This window comes from Microcoleus sp. BR0-C5 (assembly GCF_036705045.1).
Classification (GTDB): Bacteria; Cyanobacteriota; Cyanobacteriia; order Cyanobacteriales; family Microcoleaceae; genus Microcoleus.
In genome coordinates this window covers 66753-83807 of the sequence record NZ_JAUBTR010000010.1, presented here as the reverse complement: position 1 = coordinate 83807, position 17055 = coordinate 66753, and the positions used below count along the sequence as shown (strand labels likewise).

20 protein-coding genes are annotated in these 17055 nt (G+C 45.2%); 12 read left to right on the top strand and 8 right to left on the bottom strand.

Features of this window, described 5'->3' with window-relative positions; translation table 11 throughout:
* Positions 1 to 175: 175 nt before the first annotated feature.
* The gene (locus tag QUB08_RS07125; protein ID WP_333224092.1) at positions 176 to 1222 is read right to left on the bottom strand and encodes an ABC transporter substrate-binding protein; all 1047 of its coding nucleotides are present in this window, start codon (positions 1220 to 1222) and stop codon (positions 176 to 178) included.
* A gap of 762 nt (positions 1223 to 1984) precedes the next feature.
* Between QUB08_RS07125 and QUB08_RS07120 the strand changes: the two genes are divergently transcribed.
* Together QUB08_RS07120 and QUB08_RS07115 are read left to right on the top strand one after the other, a co-directional pair.
* On the top strand, positions 1985 to 3175 hold the full coding sequence (locus QUB08_RS07120) for a glycosyltransferase family 4 protein (protein ID WP_333224091.1): 1191 nt from the start codon (positions 1985 to 1987) through the stop codon (positions 3173 to 3175).
* A gap of 106 nt (positions 3176 to 3281) precedes the next feature.
* Positions 3282 to 3662, top strand: coding sequence for a hypothetical protein (locus QUB08_RS07115; RefSeq protein WP_333224090.1), 381 nt, complete (start codon positions 3282 to 3284; stop codon positions 3660 to 3662).
* Between the two features lie 175 nt (positions 3663 to 3837).
* On the opposite strand, the gene QUB08_RS07110 is transcribed toward QUB08_RS07115, so the two are convergent.
* Complete coding sequence (locus tag QUB08_RS07110) at positions 3838 to 4086, bottom strand: chlororespiratory reduction protein 7 (protein ID WP_333224089.1); 249 nt, start codon at positions 4084 to 4086, stop codon at positions 3838 to 3840.
* 298 nt (positions 4087 to 4384) lie between these two features.
* Between QUB08_RS07110 and sir the strand changes: the two genes are divergently transcribed.
* The 6 genes from sir to QUB08_RS07080 all read left to right on the top strand — a co-directional run bounded on the left by sir (position 4385) and on the right by QUB08_RS07080 (position 9420).
* The gene (gene sir, locus QUB08_RS07105; protein WP_333224088.1) at positions 4385 to 6376 is read left to right on the top strand and encodes a sulfite reductase, ferredoxin dependent; all 1992 of its coding nucleotides are present in this window, start codon (positions 4385 to 4387) and stop codon (positions 6374 to 6376) included.
* 255 nt (positions 6377 to 6631) lie between these two features.
* Complete coding sequence (locus tag QUB08_RS07100) at positions 6632 to 7408, top strand: 16S rRNA (uracil(1498)-N(3))-methyltransferase (RefSeq protein ID WP_333224087.1); 777 nt, start codon at positions 6632 to 6634, stop codon at positions 7406 to 7408.
* Between the two features lie 81 nt (positions 7409 to 7489).
* A complete protein-coding gene (locus QUB08_RS07095; RefSeq protein ID WP_333147873.1) occupies positions 7490 to 7720 on the top strand; it encodes a hypothetical protein in 231 nt (76 codons plus the stop codon).
* Positions 7710 to 8057 (top strand): type II toxin-antitoxin system PemK/MazF family toxin, encoded by a 348-nt coding sequence (locus QUB08_RS07090; protein WP_333224086.1) that lies wholly within the window; start codon positions 7710 to 7712, stop codon positions 8055 to 8057. The genes QUB08_RS07095 and QUB08_RS07090 overlap by 11 nt, the downstream gene beginning before the upstream one ends.
* 107 nt (positions 8058 to 8164) lie before the next feature.
* Entirely contained in the window at positions 8165 to 8605 is a 441-nt protein-coding gene (locus QUB08_RS07085) for a lysozyme inhibitor LprI family protein (RefSeq protein ID WP_333224085.1), read from the top strand.
* 53 nt (positions 8606 to 8658) lie between these two features.
* Entirely contained in the window at positions 8659 to 9420 is a 762-nt protein-coding gene (locus tag QUB08_RS07080) for a PPC domain-containing protein (protein ID WP_333224084.1), read from the top strand.
* A gap of 18 nt (positions 9421 to 9438) precedes the next feature.
* Here the strand turns inward: QUB08_RS07080 and QUB08_RS07075 are convergent, their stop codons facing one another.
* Both QUB08_RS07075 and QUB08_RS07070 read right to left on the bottom strand, forming a co-directional pair.
* The gene (locus QUB08_RS07075) at positions 9439 to 9663 is read right to left on the bottom strand and encodes a YgiT-type zinc finger protein (protein WP_333224083.1); all 225 of its coding nucleotides are present in this window, start codon (positions 9661 to 9663) and stop codon (positions 9439 to 9441) included.
* Complete coding sequence (locus QUB08_RS07070; protein WP_333224143.1) at positions 9653 to 9886, bottom strand: DUF4258 domain-containing protein; 234 nt, start codon at positions 9884 to 9886, stop codon at positions 9653 to 9655. Before QUB08_RS07070 ends, QUB08_RS07075 begins: the two co-directional genes overlap by 11 nt.
* A 197-nt stretch (positions 9887 to 10083) precedes the next feature.
* Here QUB08_RS07070 and QUB08_RS07065 point away from each other — a divergent pair, with 197 nt between their 5' ends.
* A complete protein-coding gene (locus tag QUB08_RS07065) occupies positions 10084 to 11241 on the top strand; it encodes a tetratricopeptide repeat protein (RefSeq protein WP_333224082.1) in 1158 nt (385 codons plus the stop codon).
* A 104-nt stretch (positions 11242 to 11345) separates the two neighbouring features.
* On the opposite strand, the gene QUB08_RS07060 is transcribed toward QUB08_RS07065, so the two are convergent.
* Positions 11346 to 11807, bottom strand: a complete 462-nt coding sequence (locus QUB08_RS07060) for a hypothetical protein (RefSeq protein ID WP_333224081.1) — start codon at positions 11805 to 11807, stop codon at positions 11346 to 11348.
* A 317-nt stretch (positions 11808 to 12124) separates the two neighbouring features.
* Here QUB08_RS07060 and QUB08_RS07055 point away from each other — a divergent pair, with 317 nt between their 5' ends.
* Both QUB08_RS07055 and QUB08_RS07050 read left to right on the top strand, forming a co-directional pair.
* Complete coding sequence (locus tag QUB08_RS07055; protein ID WP_333224142.1) at positions 12125 to 12742, top strand: alpha/beta fold hydrolase; 618 nt, start codon at positions 12125 to 12127, stop codon at positions 12740 to 12742.
* 2 nt (positions 12743 to 12744) lie between these two features.
* Positions 12745 to 13356 carry an alpha/beta fold hydrolase gene (locus QUB08_RS07050; protein ID WP_333224080.1) on the top strand — a complete coding sequence of 204 codons (612 nt, stop codon included), beginning with the start codon at positions 12745 to 12747 and terminating at the stop codon, positions 13354 to 13356.
* Positions 13357 to 13481: 125 nt separating this feature from the next.
* Here QUB08_RS07050 and QUB08_RS07045 read toward each other — a convergent pair whose 3' ends face one another.
* The gene (locus QUB08_RS07045) at positions 13482 to 13913 is read right to left on the bottom strand and encodes a VOC family protein (RefSeq protein WP_333077352.1); all 432 of its coding nucleotides are present in this window, start codon (positions 13911 to 13913) and stop codon (positions 13482 to 13484) included.
* Positions 13914 to 13924: 11 nt separating this feature from the next.
* Between QUB08_RS07045 and QUB08_RS07040 the strand changes: the two genes are divergently transcribed.
* Complete coding sequence (locus tag QUB08_RS07040) at positions 13925 to 14764, top strand: TIGR00297 family protein (protein ID WP_333224079.1); 840 nt, start codon at positions 13925 to 13927, stop codon at positions 14762 to 14764.
* A gap of 299 nt (positions 14765 to 15063) precedes the next feature.
* On the opposite strand, the gene hetR is transcribed toward QUB08_RS07040, so the two are convergent.
* Positions 15064 to 15969, bottom strand: coding sequence for a heterocyst differentiation master regulator HetR (gene hetR, locus QUB08_RS07035; RefSeq protein ID WP_333153327.1), 906 nt, complete (start codon positions 15967 to 15969; stop codon positions 15064 to 15066).
* Between the two features lie 853 nt (positions 15970 to 16822).
* Complete coding sequence (locus QUB08_RS07030) at positions 16823 to 17050, bottom strand: hypothetical protein (RefSeq protein ID WP_333153242.1); 228 nt, start codon at positions 17048 to 17050, stop codon at positions 16823 to 16825.
* Between the last annotated feature and the right edge of the window lie 5 nt (positions 17051 to 17055).

Genomic DNA, 17055 nt, shown 5'->3' with positions numbered 1-17055 from the left:
AATACCGTAGGGAAATCTGCTTGACTATTAAACTTAGATCCCCCCTAGCCCCCCTTCTTAAGGGGGGGATAAGATTCTTTTCAAAGTCCCCCTTCTTAAGGGGGATTTAGGGGGATCTAGACTCGGTGAAAAACGGGATTACTCCAGGGTTTTAGTCTTAAGTTGACACTAATGGTCACTCGCTTGTCCAGCCTTTATGTTGATTGACGTTTTCGCGAGTAATCAACGCGACTGGAATCAGAATGTTTGGATTGGCTGGCTTTTTTCCTTTCCGAATGTCGTTCCCGACTTCAACGGCTTTGGCTGCCATGCGAAATGGATCTTGAGCTGCTGTAGCCACAAATAAACTGTTGTTCTGCTTGAGTGCATCTAAAGCTTCAGGTGCACCATCGACTCCCACAATAAAGAACTCGCTCCTTTGTGCCTGTTTGGCTGCTAATTCTGCACCAATGGCACAGGGGTCATTAATTGCAAAAACAGCATCAATTTTTGGGAAGGAAGTAAGCAAATCGCTCATCACTCTCAACCCGCCATCGCGGCTACCTTCTGCGTTCTGATCTTTGGAAAGAACTTTGAGATCGGGATATTTGGAGAAGACACTCTGGCACCCCTGAACTCGCTCGACCACTGAAGCGACGGGAGGCCCGTTGATAATCACAACGCTGCCTTTTCCTTGCAAGCGATCGGCTATATATTGACAGCTTACTTCGCCAGCTTGCACGTTATTTGAAGTAACTGTGGCATCAACGCCTCCCTCGGCGGCTGTATCAACTGCAATTATCGGAATTCCGGCTTGCTTGGCTTTTTCGACAGCCGGGGCAATGCCTTTGGTGTCAGCAGCATTGAGTACAATCATGCTGACATTAGAGGCAATAAAGTTTTCGATTTGATTAAATTGCTGATTTAAATCGTCGCCGCTGGAAACGAGAGTTGTCCTCACGTTTGCACCGCCGATTTTCTTGGCTGCGGCCTCAGCGCCCTTGCCAACTTGTACGAAGAATGGATTGCCGAGGTCACGGACTGCTACAGCAACTGATGAAAGTTCGGAGTTGCTTTTTTGCGTGCTGTTTTGAGCGTTCTGGGAAGCTGCGGTGCAACTTGCCAGAGTGCTGCTGACTAGACTAAAAAGACTGAGTGCGATCGTTACTCGTTTCACCTCAAACTCCAATGAATTCTCGTTTGGAGAGAGTCGCTCGTAAATATGACGTTGCCAACCTAACATTAGCTTTTGTTAGGTTTAAGCTCGAATACCTAATGTTTTAGGTGAGCGGCTTTTCTTTGTACATGATTGTACGAGATCGTGTTTATTTTCTGCTCGTAAAACTTTCTCGCTCGGCTCGCTATACTACTTTGGGTAACGGAAAAGATATCAAGATTCAATCTCTCTCCTTGATGCCCAAAAAAATCAACGATTGGGATTATTTTAAATGCTTTGTGAGCATTATTTTTTTATGTATGAGAAAGTTTTAAGAGATTATTTTCGACAAAATCTTTCAGAAATTGCTTTTAAAACCTGGCCGAGTCATATTGAATTTAACTCTCTATGTTGCTGATGATAACAGTTCAATACTGGCTCGATATCTATCTTTGGATAGACCATACTTTTACCAAAAACTAAAGAGACGATCTCCTCGATCGACATCGCTCTGGTAATCCTCAGTCTGGTCGGATGCCCCCCACGAACTCAATAAATGTTAAATTTTGCTTGGGGTAGGATATTGTAAAAAATCATTAAGTTTACAGTTAATAACGGTAGATCATAGTAAACTGAAAGCAAAGCTTCGCGCTCACCCATGCCGCTAGTTAAAAAGCCCTAGTTAAAAAGCAGATAGTCGCTCAAAGCCAAAGGTGAGAGTAGATAAGTCGAATATTGGGCTGTAAAACCTGCAACTACAGTGATCTTGACATGGTTTAAAAGCTCTGGACAATGGCGATCGCCCTTTTTGGCAAAATCACTATACTGCAATAATTGTCTGGGCGGTCAATGCCTAAATCTGAGATGCGATCGACAAATCACCTATTCTGTTTCCTAGAAATATTTGCCAGCGAAGGCGGCATTCAATCCTACGTTAAAGACTTTTTCAAAGCTTACGTGTCAATAACCGCAAGGACAAACTCGCCGTCGCAAGCTGAAGTTTTACTATTGCGAGATTCCCCAGACTGCAACAATCCTTACGAGTCAAAAAATCTGAAATTTTATTACCTCAAAACCGATAATCCCGGTTTGGGTCGTCTTAAGTTTGCTACAATATTACTAACTCGGTTGCTGCAAAAACGACCGGAACGGGTTTTTTGCGGTCACATCAAACTCGCACCGCTGATTCAAATTCTGTGCCAACCCTTGGGAATTCCCTACACAATTTTAACTTACGGCAAGGAAGTGTGGGAACCGCTGGGGCCCAAATATCAAACAGCAATCAGACAAGCTGACAGTATTTGGACTATTAGCAGGTACACGCGCGATTCCCTACGGGATAGCTTCGCCGCGCGTACTTGCGAAATTAACAACTTAAATCCCGAAAAATTCCACATAGTACCTTGTACTGTAGATGAAAATATATTTACCACTGGGCCGAAGCCACAGGATTTATTAGAGCAGTACAATTTGGTTGGTGCTAAAATATTGATGACTGTAGCCAGATTGCGATCGACAGATAGTTACAAAGGCGTTGATGTCACAATTCAAGCTTTGCCGCAAATAGCCAAAACTTTTCCGAATGTGAAATACTTAGTTATTGGACGCGGAGACGATCGATCTAGATTAGCCAAACTGGCTGATGATTTGGGAGTTACCGAAAGAGTAATATTTGCGGGTTTTGTGCCGACAGAAAATTTAGCAGCCCATTACCAGTTAGCCGATGCTTATGTAATGCCCTCCCAGGAAGGGTTCGGTATAGTTTATTTGGAAGCGCTGGCTTGCGGAGTACCCGTGCTGGCGGGAGACGCGGACGGGTCAGCCGATCCGCTGCAAGATGGTAAACTGGGATGGCGAGTTCCCCACCGAGATTCAGCAGCAGTAGCGGTTGCTTGTGTGGAAATGCTGCGAGGAGAGGATAAAAGGTGCGATCGCCGCTGGTTGAGGGAACAAACCCTCGCAAGATTTAGTTTTGAATCCCTTTGTCAATCCTTACTAGGAATTTTTCAACCCTCTGACTCAGATAAACTTATGCCGTAGAGAGCGGTTTCTGGGTGTACAATGGGAAAATTAACTCGATCGACCGCCTGAATTTCTGAGTAGGATAGAGTTATGCCTACCTGCAAAGACACCCAAGGAGACCACCGTGAACCAAGGCACCCCCAAAATTTCTTTAAAGCTACCCCGTATTAGCAATTGGTTGATACTGCTGGGCATCGCGTATTTGTTGGTGTCAATTGGTTTGGGTTGGATAGTTAAATCAGTGTTGATTTTAGTAGCTTTTTTGTTGCTGACGCCTGTGGTCGCATTTTTCGCGCTTCAGTGGTGGCTGAAACGCAATTTAATTCAGGACAAGTGTCCAGTTTGTCAATACGAATTTACAGCTTTAAATCAAACTCAATTTCAATGTGCCAACTGCGGTGAACCTCTGAAAATAGAGGAAGGTCATTTTAGTCGCTTGACACCGCCCGGTACGATCGATGTTACCGCAGTTGAAGTATCATCGGTTCAACAGTTAGAAGATTAACCGATTTTAGATTTTAGATTTTGGATGTTGGATTTTGGATTTTGGATTTTGGATTGAAGAATTGAAGAATTGTTGACTGTTAAGTGCTCACTGTTACCAATTCCGAATTTCCGATGCCCGATACTTCGACTACGCTCAGTATAAGTACCCAATTCGCAGTTCCGCATTCCCAAAATTACTTTTCCAAGCGCACTGCATACCACTGCAAAAATTTTCCCGGCCCGACATCTAATTCACAATAAGTATCAATCAAATACTTGGCTTGAGCTTCCACGCCAGATATTTTATGCACGTCCTGCGGCAAATCTTCGTGTTCCTCGGTTAACACGGCTTTCAGCTTTTCTAACAGTTCCGCCGCCGTCAAAAACTGCTCTGGCTGGTTTGTTTCTAAGACCACAAACGTGTCTTCGTCATACAGTGACATAGTTTCAAAGGTTGAGGTTAATTATTTCTAAAGTTTCGTACACTTAAGCGAACCAAAGTATAAACTCTTAATTACAATTTTTCAGCCCCGGCTCGATCGTGTTACAATTAAGCACCATCAGAATTCCTAGCGGATTACCGTTATTAACTTACTTGTTAACTTAGTTGTTAACCGAGTTGTCAACAGATCCGACACAGCATTTCTGAGGAGATTTGTCAAGTGCAAATTTGTCAAGTGTCAAATTGTCAAGAAATATTCGATCGGCTGTATCTAATTATAACTGGCACTATACATTCCCATGATCACATCTTCCACTTCAACCCCAGTTGCGCGCAAGCCCTCTAAATCAGAAGGTCTCAAAGAACGCAGCAACTATTTACGAGAACCCGTTGCGACTGAACTGTTACAAGAAACTACCCACTTCACCGAAGAAGGGATTCAGATTCTCAAATTTCACGGCTCGTACCAGCAAGACAACCGCGACAATCGAGTTAAAGGACAAGAAAAAGACTATCAGTTCATGCTCCGCACCCGCAATCCCGGCGGGTTCACTCCGCCGCAATTATACCTAGCCTTAGACAAGCTATCTGAAGAATACGGCAACCACACGATCCGCGTCACAACGCGCCAAGGTTTCCAACTTCACGGCGTGTTGAAAAAAAATCTTAAAGTAGTGTTTTCCTCAATTATTAAAAATATGGGGTCAACCTTGGGAGCTTGCGGCGACTTGAACCGCAACATCATGGCACCGCCAGCACCGTACAAAAATCGCCCAGAATACAAGTATGCGCTGCAATACGCCAACAATGTCGCCGATTTGCTAACGCCGCAAACCGGTGCTTATTACGAAATTTGGTTGGACGGCGAAAAAGCTGTTTCGGCCGAGGAAGACCCCGCAGTGAAGGCCGCGAGACAGAAAAACGGCAACGGCACAATCTTTAGCGACGACAAAGAAGAACCGATTTACGGCAGCCATTATATGCCGCGCAAGTTCAAATGCTCTGTTACCGTGCCGGGAGACAATTCAATTGACTTGTACTCTCAGGATTTGAGCTTGGTGGTAATTACGAATAAAGCTGGCGAATTGCAAGGTTTTGACGTGTTTGCTGGCGGAGGCTTGGGCCGTACTCACAATAAAGAAGAGACTTTTGCGCGGGTTGCGGATGAGATTTGCTATGTTGCCAAGGATGATGTTTACGATTTGGTCAAGGCAATTGTAGCAACCCAAAGAGATTACGGCGATCGCACAGACAGACGGCACGCGCGACTGAAGTACCTGATTAACGACAAAGGTGTACAGTGGTTCCGCGAAAAAGTAGCCGAATATTTTGGCAAGCCGCTAGAAGCCTTTAAACCCCTGCCTGAGTGGAAGTATTTTGATTTCTTGGGCTGGCACGAACAAGGAGACGGTAAACTGTTTGTCGGCATTTCTGTGGATAATGGCCGGATCAAGGATGAAGGTTCATTTCAGCTAAAAACTGCTTTGCGGGAAATTGTGCAGAAGTACAACTTGCCGGTACTGGCGACGCCGCACCAAAACGTGCTGATTTACGATGTTTCGCCGGAGATCAAACAAGAAATTCAGGGAATACTCGATCGATGCGGCATTCAGCGAGAAACTGCGATCGACCCCTTAGTGCGCTATGGGATGGCGTGTCCGGCAATGCCGACTTGCGGGCTGGCGATTACCGAATCGGAGCGCGTGATGCCGAGCATTTTAGAGCGAATTCGCGCACTTTTGACCAAAGTTGGCTTGGCAGACGAGCATTTGGTGGTGCGGATGACTGGTTGCCCAAATGGATGCGCCCGCCCTTATATGGCAGAATTGGGGTTTGTCGGGAGTTCGCCGGAATCCTACCAGATTTGGCTGGGCGGTTCTCCCGACCAAACGCGGCTGGCAAAACCAATTGAGGAAAAGCTGCACGTCAAGGATTTTGAAGCTTTTCTGGAGCCGATTTTTGTTTATTTCAAGCAAAAACGGCAACTGAGCGAGAGTTTTGGCAATTTTTGCGATCGCGTCGGGTTAGAATCTATCCGTCAATTTGTAACCAACTACCAATCTGCTGACTCGATGACAACTGAGATTAATGAATTAGAAGTTACGTCTAGTAACGGCGATGAAAACGAGACGGCCACTGCTGGCGGCGGCAAAGTCCGCCGTCGAATTAGCGTCCGCGATGAAATCTACAACGAGCTCAAGGAAGAAGCAGCCCGTCAGGGCAAGCCGATCACGCAGCTAGCTACAGAGGCGATTTCCACTTATTTAAAGAAGATTAAGGAGGAAGCATAAGCCGATTTTCGATTGTCGATTTTTGCTCTCATCAAATAGACCTCACGCAAAAATAAAATAAGGGCAGAGCATTTGCAGAAAAAAACTTGGATTTTTAACATAAATCGGGTTGTAGATGCTTTGCCTTTATTGTTTTTTGAACAGTTGAAACCCCGCCTGCCTATCTCCTCTCATTCTCTCTTCCTCTGCGTTCTCTGCGTTCTCTGCGGTTAAATAAAAAAAATCTCTAATAGAAAACGAACAATCCCAAATTCAATGCCTCAATTACAAAGATTAGCAATTACAGCAGCTCAAATTTGCGATCGCCAAATCGACTTAACTAGGGAACAACAGCATTATTTAAATCGAGTGCTACGTTTGCAAGCGGGCGATCGATTTATTGCAATGGACGGGCGGGGACATTGGTGGTTAGCAGTCCTAGAAGCACGGGAAACCGGGTTATTTGCCTCGATAGCAGAGGAAATTGCTGTAAACAGGGAGCTACCAGTGGAAGTGACTTTGATGGCGGCATTGCCCAAGGGAAACGCCTTTGACGAGGTTGTGAGACAGGCGACGGAGTTGGGTGTGGCAAGTATTGTGCCCGTAACGAGCGATCGAACTTTGCTCAAACCAAGCGATCAAAAAGTCGATCGGTGGAAAAGAATTGCTGCGGAGGCGGCGGAACAGTCGGAACGTCAATTTGTGCCGACGATTTTAGAGCCTGTTTCGTTTGATGTTGCTGTGAAAGATTGCGGTCAAAAATATCGATATATTTGTGTGGCTCGCGGCGACAATCGGCATTTGTGGGATTGTTTGATTGGTAGTTTCGAGCCCCCCTTTGTAGGGGCGGTGCCCCCGTGCCCGCCCCCGGCTGGGGGAGAATTATCGATTGTGATTGCTGTTGGGCCGGAGGGTGGATGGACTGAGGGTGAGGTGAAAAGGGCGATCGAATTTGGTTTTGAAGGTGTTTCTTTGGGCAGTAGAATTCTGAGAGCGGTGACAGCTCCGATTGTGGCTTTATCTTTAGTTGGCGCGGCTTTTGAGAAGTGCTAATATCCACCAAGCCGATCGGAGACTTGATGGGTTTGGTGATCGCAGCTAAAATGTAAATAGATAATTATCATAGGAGTAATTATGTTACAGTCAGTAGAGGGGATATACCGAAATGGCAAAATTGAGTTATTGGAAATGCCCGCCGACATAGAAGAAGCGCAAGTTATTGTTACTTTTATGCCAAAAGTAGGGTTAGTAAACTTGCAATCTCGCGGTATCAACCAGGAACAAGCAGCAGATTTACGGGTTCGGTTGAGTAGATTTGCTCCTGATTGGGAACTACCGGAGATGGATGCTTACGATGCCTTATAGTCGCGGTGATGTGGTTTTGGTTTTGTTCCCCAGCTCGGATTTGCGTACTGCGAAACGCCGTCCAGCTTTGATAGTTCAAGCTAATAATCTGGGGACTGGTTTAGGGCAAACAATTACGGCAATGATTACTAGCAACTTAGCCCGTTCAGGACACCCAAGCCGGGTTTTTGTTTTCCTAGCAACACCGTCCGGGCCGCAAACGGGATTGCTAGCTGACTCGGTAATTATGACAGACAATCTTGTGACGCTTCTAGAAGTTGAAATCGATCACAAAATTGGTATTTTGTCGGATATGGTGGCAGTAGATGCAGCAGTCAAAGACACTTTTGCAATCTGATAAAAAAAGGGCGTTTTAATTCAGTAAATATAAAACAATACTTAAATTAATCAAATCAACTCTGTCTCGTGTTAAGAGGAATTATCAGATAAATGGGTTGACGAGTCATGAAAATAGAGTTGAGAAAAGGTCGATCGCTCTTTTGGCCGATTCCCTACGGGATAGCTTCGCTTCACGCACTTTTGGCAATTTTCGGTACAACATCAGTTTCTGCACAATCTCCGAGCTTTCCCATTGCTCAACAGATTAATTGCGATCGCCCCCAAGGAGATGTGCAAGTCAGAGCTTGTATTCGGTTGAATTACGAAGCCTCGGATAAACGACTTAACGAGGTTTATAAACAACTAACTTCCTCATTGAGCGACGAAGAGCGCTCACTTCTTACGGAAGCACAATTAGGGTGGATTCAGTTAAGAGATAAAACCTGTGAATTTGAAGTTTATAAAAATCGTGGCGGTACCGGTTATCGAGGTTTCCTCAATGAATGTTTGGATCGCATGACTAAACAGCGCACTGCGGAATTAGAAAAGTATTTAAAACAGAGATAAAATAGGAAGTACAGCGTACAATACCTGACAACAATAAAGAGAAACAAGTATTTATGAAAAGCCGATCGCCCTTCACCCTCACCCTCACCCTCACTCTCATCTCAGCAATTTTAATCACCATCGTCCCAGCAGTTTTTGCCCAGCGACAGCCATCAGCTAACGAAATATACATCGATAAAAATTGCCAGCGCAACCAGCAATTACCGCAACTTGAAAGATTCACTATTTTTAGCAGAAACGAATTTACAACTAACGGTCAAAACTACTGGTTCTACGCCGCCCGCTATCTAGACGGAGCCGTGCTTTTCTGTACCTCAGAACCCAACTTCAACCAACCTAAACCTCTAACAGCAAAACAAATACAATCCCAATTTATTGACAAAATAGTCCGAGACGCCAACAACAAAACAGCTTTTATAATCGTAGTCAGAGAAGGAAATGGCCTCGATGTACCCATGACCAATTACGGCTTAGAATTGAGCAATGTCGATCGCCCAAAACTCACCTCCCTTTCCATCCTACAGCAGCGGGGAACCCTCAAAGACGGCGGCGAACCCAGCGAACACACCTTTCAAGGACGGGCAGGTCAATCTATGACGATCGACATCAAAAGCAGAGCATTCGACCACAACATAACACTGTTCGACACCAGCGGCAAAAATATTGCCGAAAAAACAGGCAACTCCCAGAATCGCCGAGAATCTCAACTCACCGTAAAATTGCCTAGTAACGGCACTTATAAAATAGTTGTTAAAGGAGGCGATCGCACAAGCAAAGGTACTTACACATTAAGCGTTAATTCCAATCAGCTTTAACTCAATTTAAAGCAAGTGCTAAGCAAACTCAAAAACAGGTGTTTCAATAACCCTAATAGGCTTTCTCTCTTCCCAAATCATCTTCTGCAACTGTTCCACAGTTTCAGGTGAAAAAAAACGCTCTCCCGTTTCCACACACACTCTCGCAGGAACGTTTTCAATGATAATAAACTTCCCATTGATTTCCAGGGTATAACTTACTTTTTCTTCCACCATTTTTTCTTGCCAAATATCATTGTTCATTTTGATTTATCCTTAAATTAAAATCCATCCAAATTTTTGGATCGGGTTCGTATAAAGTAATGATTTTTACCAAAGGACGAGATGGATAACTGCACTGAACGTGCAAAGGTCTATTGGCAATGGTCAAACCGAAAATCAAACAGCTTGGGCCATATTTGTCATCGGGATACTCTTCGATAACTTCACCAGCCATTATTGCTTCCCGGAGTTCTTGTACGCTGATACGGCGAACTATGCTTTAGTTTACGGCGTGTTGTGAAAGCTCAAAATCATTTTTTACAATTTTGACACGTATTTTTTAATGATTGTCATAGTTTCATATCATATCTATAACTTAACACAGAAGCCCAAATTGTTAACCAGTGGCGGAACCAACCAAACATCAGCCAAGATAGAAACAACGCCATTCCCGCAACTGCCATGACAGACATCAACCAAATAGCCGCCGCCCTAGAGGGTAAAGACTACAAACAAGCTGCCCAACTCATCAAACAACTACAAAAAGAATCCCCCGAAAATCCGTGGGTACAATACTATATCGCCCGCTACTACGAACTCACCAACAACCTCGAAAAAGCCCAAACAACCTACAAACAAATACTCCGCGACATCACCAACCCCAAAATCGTCTCCCAGACCCGCCAAGCTATTCAACGGATTGAAACCGCACAACAAAACCTCCGCCAACAAGCCATAGAAACCGCCAAAAACGACCCCAGCAACCTCGAACCAGGACTCCTCATCCTCGAACCCGTGAGTCCCGAAAACAAACCCGCCGCCATTCAAAATATCAGCAGAATCTTTAAAATCGACGCCTACACCACCCGGATGCAAATCCAAAGCCGCGGCTGGAGACTCTACAAAACAGGCCCCATTGCCGAACTCCGAATTTATGGTCAAGAACTCCTCAACGCCGGCATTCCCGTATTTTGGGCAACCCTAAGCGATATTCAAAAAATCCAAATCTTCCGAGTGCAGCACTTCCAGTCTCTATCTTCCCCAGCCGTTGTTTGCAAAGATAAACTCTCACGACTCGGTGCGATCGAGTTTAGCTGGTCAGAAGTTACCCAAAGAGTAGAAGGCTTGTTGCCGATGTTCATCGAAGTCATGGACTACTCCCCCAACCGAAGAAAGGATCAATTTCGCCATAGAGAAATCCGGCAAGATTACGCTCAAATCTGTGACTTACACATTCCCAGCAGAAACTGCATTCTGCGAATTTGCGACCAAAGTTACGAATTTCAACAAGGAGTTAACTTCACCAAAGCTTCTGCCGATATCCCCACTTCACCGAACCAGAAAAACAAAATATCCAGAGTCAAAAACTCTCAACAAATTCCTCAAAGTACCACCAGAATTAACTGGAATCACTTATTGGAAATATTCGATCGCCAGCTTGACGTTACTGTTTGGTCAGAATTTACGCCCTTTGCCGAGACAGTGCTCGATTACACTAATATGTTGAGCAAGATCGAATCTCATATAGAAGTCGAGCGCAAATCCGAAACTCCTTGGGACTCAGCTTTTCAGCTATACAGTGGATTAGCCTTCCTCAGAAACCCAGAAAATAGGGAATAGAACAAATAGTTAAAATTAAAAATGAGGCATCCCATTTTTAAATTGTTAACGTCAGCATTGGGAATTATCCCATGCCCAATTCCCTATTATCAATTCCCAATTTCCTACTTCGTTTTCACCTGACGAGCCATTTCCCGGAAATTGTTCATGCTGGGGCCAGGGCTCCGACGACTTCCAGTTGGTGTCGGCATTAAATTATTAGGAGCAAAAGTCCTATTCGGTTCAGCTTGACTCGGCACTTTGCCGTTAGTTGCTGCCGCTGCTGCTACCTTCACTGGTTCTGGAGTATTAGCAGGAACGCTAGCGACTGGTTCGTTTTCTTTCTTCGACTTTTTCTCTACCTTAGCCTTCTTAGCCGGTTCAGACTTCTCAGACTTCTCAGACTTAATAGACTCAACTTTTGCCGGTGCGAGCGCCACAGGATCAGCCTTCGCAGGCGCAACTTTTGCTGGTTCCTTCGCTCCCGATTCGCCCAAATCTAGGAAATATTCAGACTTTTTCAAGCCCAACAGTCTGCCGAAAAAGCCGAAAATACCGCCGAAGAAATTTTTGATAAAACCAAACATTAGACTTACTCCTTTTGTTCTTTTAGAGAAATTTGTACAAGCTTGTCAACAAAGTTAGATTACGAGGTAAGGCAACTTTTGTCTACATTTCTTAATGAAAATTTACATTTTGCTGTATCTAAGCTGCCTCATCAAAGCAAATTTTAGGTATAAATACCAGCACGCCTTTGCACTTATTTACAAGTATCTCAGAATTTGTTAGCGATTCCCACTAATTGTCGATCGTACCTCGATCCGATTCCCTAGCTGTCCTAGTAGGGGTAAAACTCCCTAGGGGAGTGATTTATGCTGTAATTAGCAAGCAATTTTCTTTTCAAATGAACAGTTCGCTCGATCGCAATCCCGTCATCCTCATACACGGCATCTGGGACACAAAGATGATTTTCAGCAAAATGTCCGCCCGCCTCACCCAACTTGGATGGTCAGTCCACAGCCTCAACCTCACCCCCAACGACGGTAGCCTCGGCCTCGACTTACTCGCCAAGCAACTCGCAGACTACATCTCTGAAACCTTCGATCCAGAACAATCTTTAGACATAGTAGGCTACAGCATGGGCGGCATCGTCAGCCGCTACTACGTCCAGCGACTCGGAGGAATCAACCGCGTACAGCGTTTCATCACCCTCTCTTCCCCCCACCACGGCACCCTCACCGCCTATTCCCTACGCCTACCAGGATACCTGGATATGCGCCCCGATAGTGGCTTGCTACGCGATTTAAATCAAGATGTGACAATGCTCAAACGCATAAACTTTACATCAATGTGGACGCCATTTGACATAATGATTGTACCGGCGAACAGCTCCCAAATGCCAGTAGGTAAAGAAGTTAAAGTCAACGTTTTGCTGCACCGCCAAATGGTGACAGAACCCCTAAGTATTAACGCATTAGTTGAAGAACTCAAAGCACCTATAGAAAATAAAATTCCCACTTAAAAATGAATAGCAATTTCCGCCGCAACCCAGTCTTGCTAATTCACGGAATCTTCAGAAAATCGGGAATTTTTCACAAAATGTCTGCCTACCTGACCAAACTGGGATGGTCAGTCTATACCCTCAATCTCTCACCCCATTGGGGCAACGCCAGCATAGACGAATTAGCCCAACAAATAGCAGATTATATAGACAAAACCTTTGCGCCCGAACAGCCTCTCGATATAGTAGGATTGAGCATGGGCGGTTTAGTAACTCGCTACTACCTGCAAAGGTTAGGGGGCATTAACCGAGTGCAGCGCTTTATTGCGATATCTTCTCCTCACAGCGGTACTTGGATGGCTTACACTCTCTGGGGAAAAGGCTGCGTTCAAATGCGTCCTGGCAGTGCTTTTCTCGAAGATTTAAATCGAGATACTGCTTTGTTGGAAAAGCTCAATTTTACTTCGATTTGGACAGATTGGGATTTCATCATCGTACCTGCTTCTAGTTCCAAAATATCGGCTGCCAAAGAAGTAAAATTGTCGGTTTTTGCCCATGCCATGATGGCGAGGCATTCCAGCAGTTTAAAAGCGGTCGCTGAAGCACTTTCAGAACCATTAAAAGTTCATGATTAACCGTTTGATTCATTCTTGTATAATGTCAAATTTTGTAGGGGCGGGTTTCACCTACAATAATTGCCTAAAACCAACAATCTCGTAAACCCGCCCCCACAGGAGGCAAATCGCTACCGGACTAGAGATCAAACTGCATCACCAACTTCAGCGTATTCGCTGCGACCAAAAATTGCTTCAGCTTCACAATAATACTTGAACTCAAGTATATTGTGGAAAGGGTCTTCTAAGAAGAAAGTACGGTGTTCTGTAGGCAAACCGACAAATCGCCGTCTCGGTTCTTGATAGAAATTTAAGTTGTTTTGCTGGGCTTTCTCTAACAACGCTTCCCAGTCAGCTTCGGAAGTAAAAATTAACCCAAAATGCCGGGGATAGATGCCTCGCTGAGGCGTCAAAGGTTCGCGGCTGACGTGGGCAACAATTTGATGGCCGCACAAACCCATAATCGCAGAATTTGGCGATTCGCGACCTAGTTCGCAGCCGAGCCCGTCTACGTAGAACGCTTTTGTTTGGGCAATATCGGTCACAGGGAAGGCAAGATGAAATAAGACTTGACTCATGGAGGTACTAAATGCAGGATTCAGAATTGTTCTTTAATTATTTATCTTGGTCTAATCCTTGGTTGATGGCGATCGCCCTCAATACATTTTTACTCGCGATCGCCACCATTGCTCCTAAAAAGTTGCTCACTCCCGCTGGCCACTTTCACGGCTGGGTATTGGGCGTCCTGATCTGGGGCTGTTTGGGATGGCAAGGCTATGCTGTGGTGATGTTTTACTTTCTTGTCGGATCGGGAGTTACCCGCATCGGCAAAGCCCAAAAAGAAGCAGAAGGCATAGCCGAAAAGCGTTCAGGCGCCAGAGGCCCAGAAAATGTCTGGGGTTCGGCTTTAACTGCCACTCTTTGCGCTTTGGGAGTTTTGGCATTATCTATTTTAGGAGATACAGGCAAGATGTCTATTTTAGGAGAGACAGGCAAGATGCCTGTGCCACAAGATTCTATTTCCCTGTTATTGCTGGGTTACGCGGCGAGTTTTTGCACCAAACTTTCCGATACCTGCGCTAGCGAAATTGGCAAAGCTTACGGGAAGCGGACTTTTTTGATTACCAGCTTGCAGCCTGTACCTAGGGGTACCGAAGGGGCCGTAAGTTTGGAAGGAACGATCGCGGGTATTGTCGGCTCAATTCTGATCGCACTTTTGAGTTGGGCTGTCGGTTTAATTGACTTGACAGGAATTGTTTTTTGTGTTATTGCAGCTTTTATTGCCACGAACATCGAGAGCGTGATTGGGGCGACGGTGCAATCCAAGTTTGAGTGGCTGACGAACGAGGTGGTAAATTTTTTTAATACACTCATAGGAGCGATCGCAGCGATCGTTTTAGCGGCGACATGGAGAGCTTTTTTAACTTAGTTAATCCTGGACGCATTCGCGGCCCAATCAACTTGGTTTTTTACGACAATTCCAACGATTAATATTATGTCCGGTCGATTCCCGCTAATACGGTAGGGGCTCCCCTCACGAAAAATATCTGCCAATAATTGACAATCTCAAAAACCCGTCCTTTTAATCGCGGTCACTCGATCGGACATGATATAACGCAGTATTTTTGGAAAAAAAGCCTGTTGCGCCATCCAGGGCTATCAGATATTAATCATTAGTCATTAGTCTCAAGCAATCAACTCATGACTAATGATTAATAGTTAATCAAACTAAGCGTCGTCTTGCGGCCCAAAAACCATTTGTAAAATCATCGTCGGTTCGCCCCGCTTGTGATAGCGATCGGCCCAATTGCGAATAATTTCATCTAATTCCTCAAGGGCTTGGTCGAGCCGTTCCGGCGGAATATCCAAAGTCTCCATAATTCGCATCACCTTCGGTTGTTTTTCCGCCCAATCCTTCATCAGCCGGAAATATCTAGCCGTATCCTCAACCATAGTAAATGTCCGCTCTTCCTGCTCTGCCGGAGAGTAAGTAGCGCGGGTGAGGGCATAAAACGGCATTCCCCAAGGAGAATCAATGCGAGTTACTGTCCCAGAATAGATCAAGCGCCGCTTAATGTGTTCTGCTAGAGCTTCGCTCAAAGGCATTCGCCTTTCTGGAGACATCTCTTCTTGCGATCGCCTGTGCAGAAACTCGATCAACTCCATAAACTGAAAAGAATTGATCAGTTGAGCGTCTGGCGGATTCGGAGGAATTTTGCCTTCGAGATATTTTTTTTCATCTACAGTCAAATTGTTTCCCGGAATGCGAGGGCGTCCCGGCATCCAACCATACTGTTCCAACCAGACATAAGGAAACTGAATCAAATATCTAGGTTCTTGCGAACCCAACATTTTCAGCAATTTTCCCTGAGTCAGAGCTTCCCGGACTTCTTCAACAATCACCTTCACCCGTTTAGGCTCAATGTGATGCAAGTGTCCAGTCATCCGCAGGTTGTTGTCCTGCTCCATATAAGTCATATAAATGGCACACTTAGCCGCCGTTGCGGCCGCGTCTAGAAACGCCCCGTGCCTGTGCCCACTGGTTCTCATGGCGCTAAACGCCAGATATAGCATGATCTGATCCATTGCACTAGGGCTGAGGCTTTTGACCAGATCCAAAGAGTCATTTTTCATTACTATCCCCGAAATAGCCAAATTAGGAGGCATTTTGTCGTCCTCCATTAAATTATTGCGAGAGCGCCGAATCAAGCATAGCCGACTGTCGCCGGAAAGCTTGCCAGCTACCCTAATATTCAGGTTAGTTAAGTTCCCTGAGGTAACAGGGGCATGGGCTTAAAGGCTATCCACACCGCATAAGTGGTTCTTATTGGTGGCCAATTTAAGTAGATTGCTGCACCCTCTGCGCTGACAGTTTACCTATATATAAGTTAGTTATCGCACGTTTATTATAGTGCAGCGGTTGAAAATTAAACCCTACCTGTGGGGGGGAGAACGTAAATAACTGTTGCGATCCCAGGAATTTGAGGCGACTCCGAGCCCCTAATTCTTGAATAGTCATGGATGCTGAAACCCGGTTCGATCAACTAAAATAAGGCTGTTGCATAATTGCGGGAAGATTTTGATGGTTTTGTGGGATGGGATCTCATAGCCCGTCCGCTGTATTTTCACAGCAGGCGGGACACCCCACAAAAATCCTCCTCAAATTGTGCAACGCCCAAATAAGGCGTGGAGGGCGAGGGAGATTGGTTGAAAAACCCAGATGATCCGAGGCCTGTGGTTAGTGCTTGTTTAATTGAAGCGTTTTCAATACAAAACCGCCACATACTAGAATCTATCTCTAGGTAGATGGCGGTTCCCCGTTTATATGCTAACATTTTTTACACTAAAAAGAATCTCCTAAGAACTGTCCACAAAAAGTGCAGTTATCGCTTAACCTGAAAAACTAGAATCCCAGAAAATCCGATCGCGCGATCGAATGAACGGCCCAAAGCAACTCAGTTGTGGTCATCACTTGCGTCCATTGCCATTAGAAATCTTGTAGCGGATGAGTGTAAACAGTAGGCTCAGTAAAATTTCTGCGGTTGCGCTTTCTCTCAGGACCACGCTCGCCCCTTTGTTGAGTTTGGGCTGACAACATATATTGAGCGGTGCCAGTTTCGAGGATGGGGAGTGGAGATTCAAAAGCTTGAGCGGCGCTGGCACTCAAGGTAATGCCCAACAGGCTCAGTAAAGCAATTGCAGTGTAGGTTTTCATGGGTA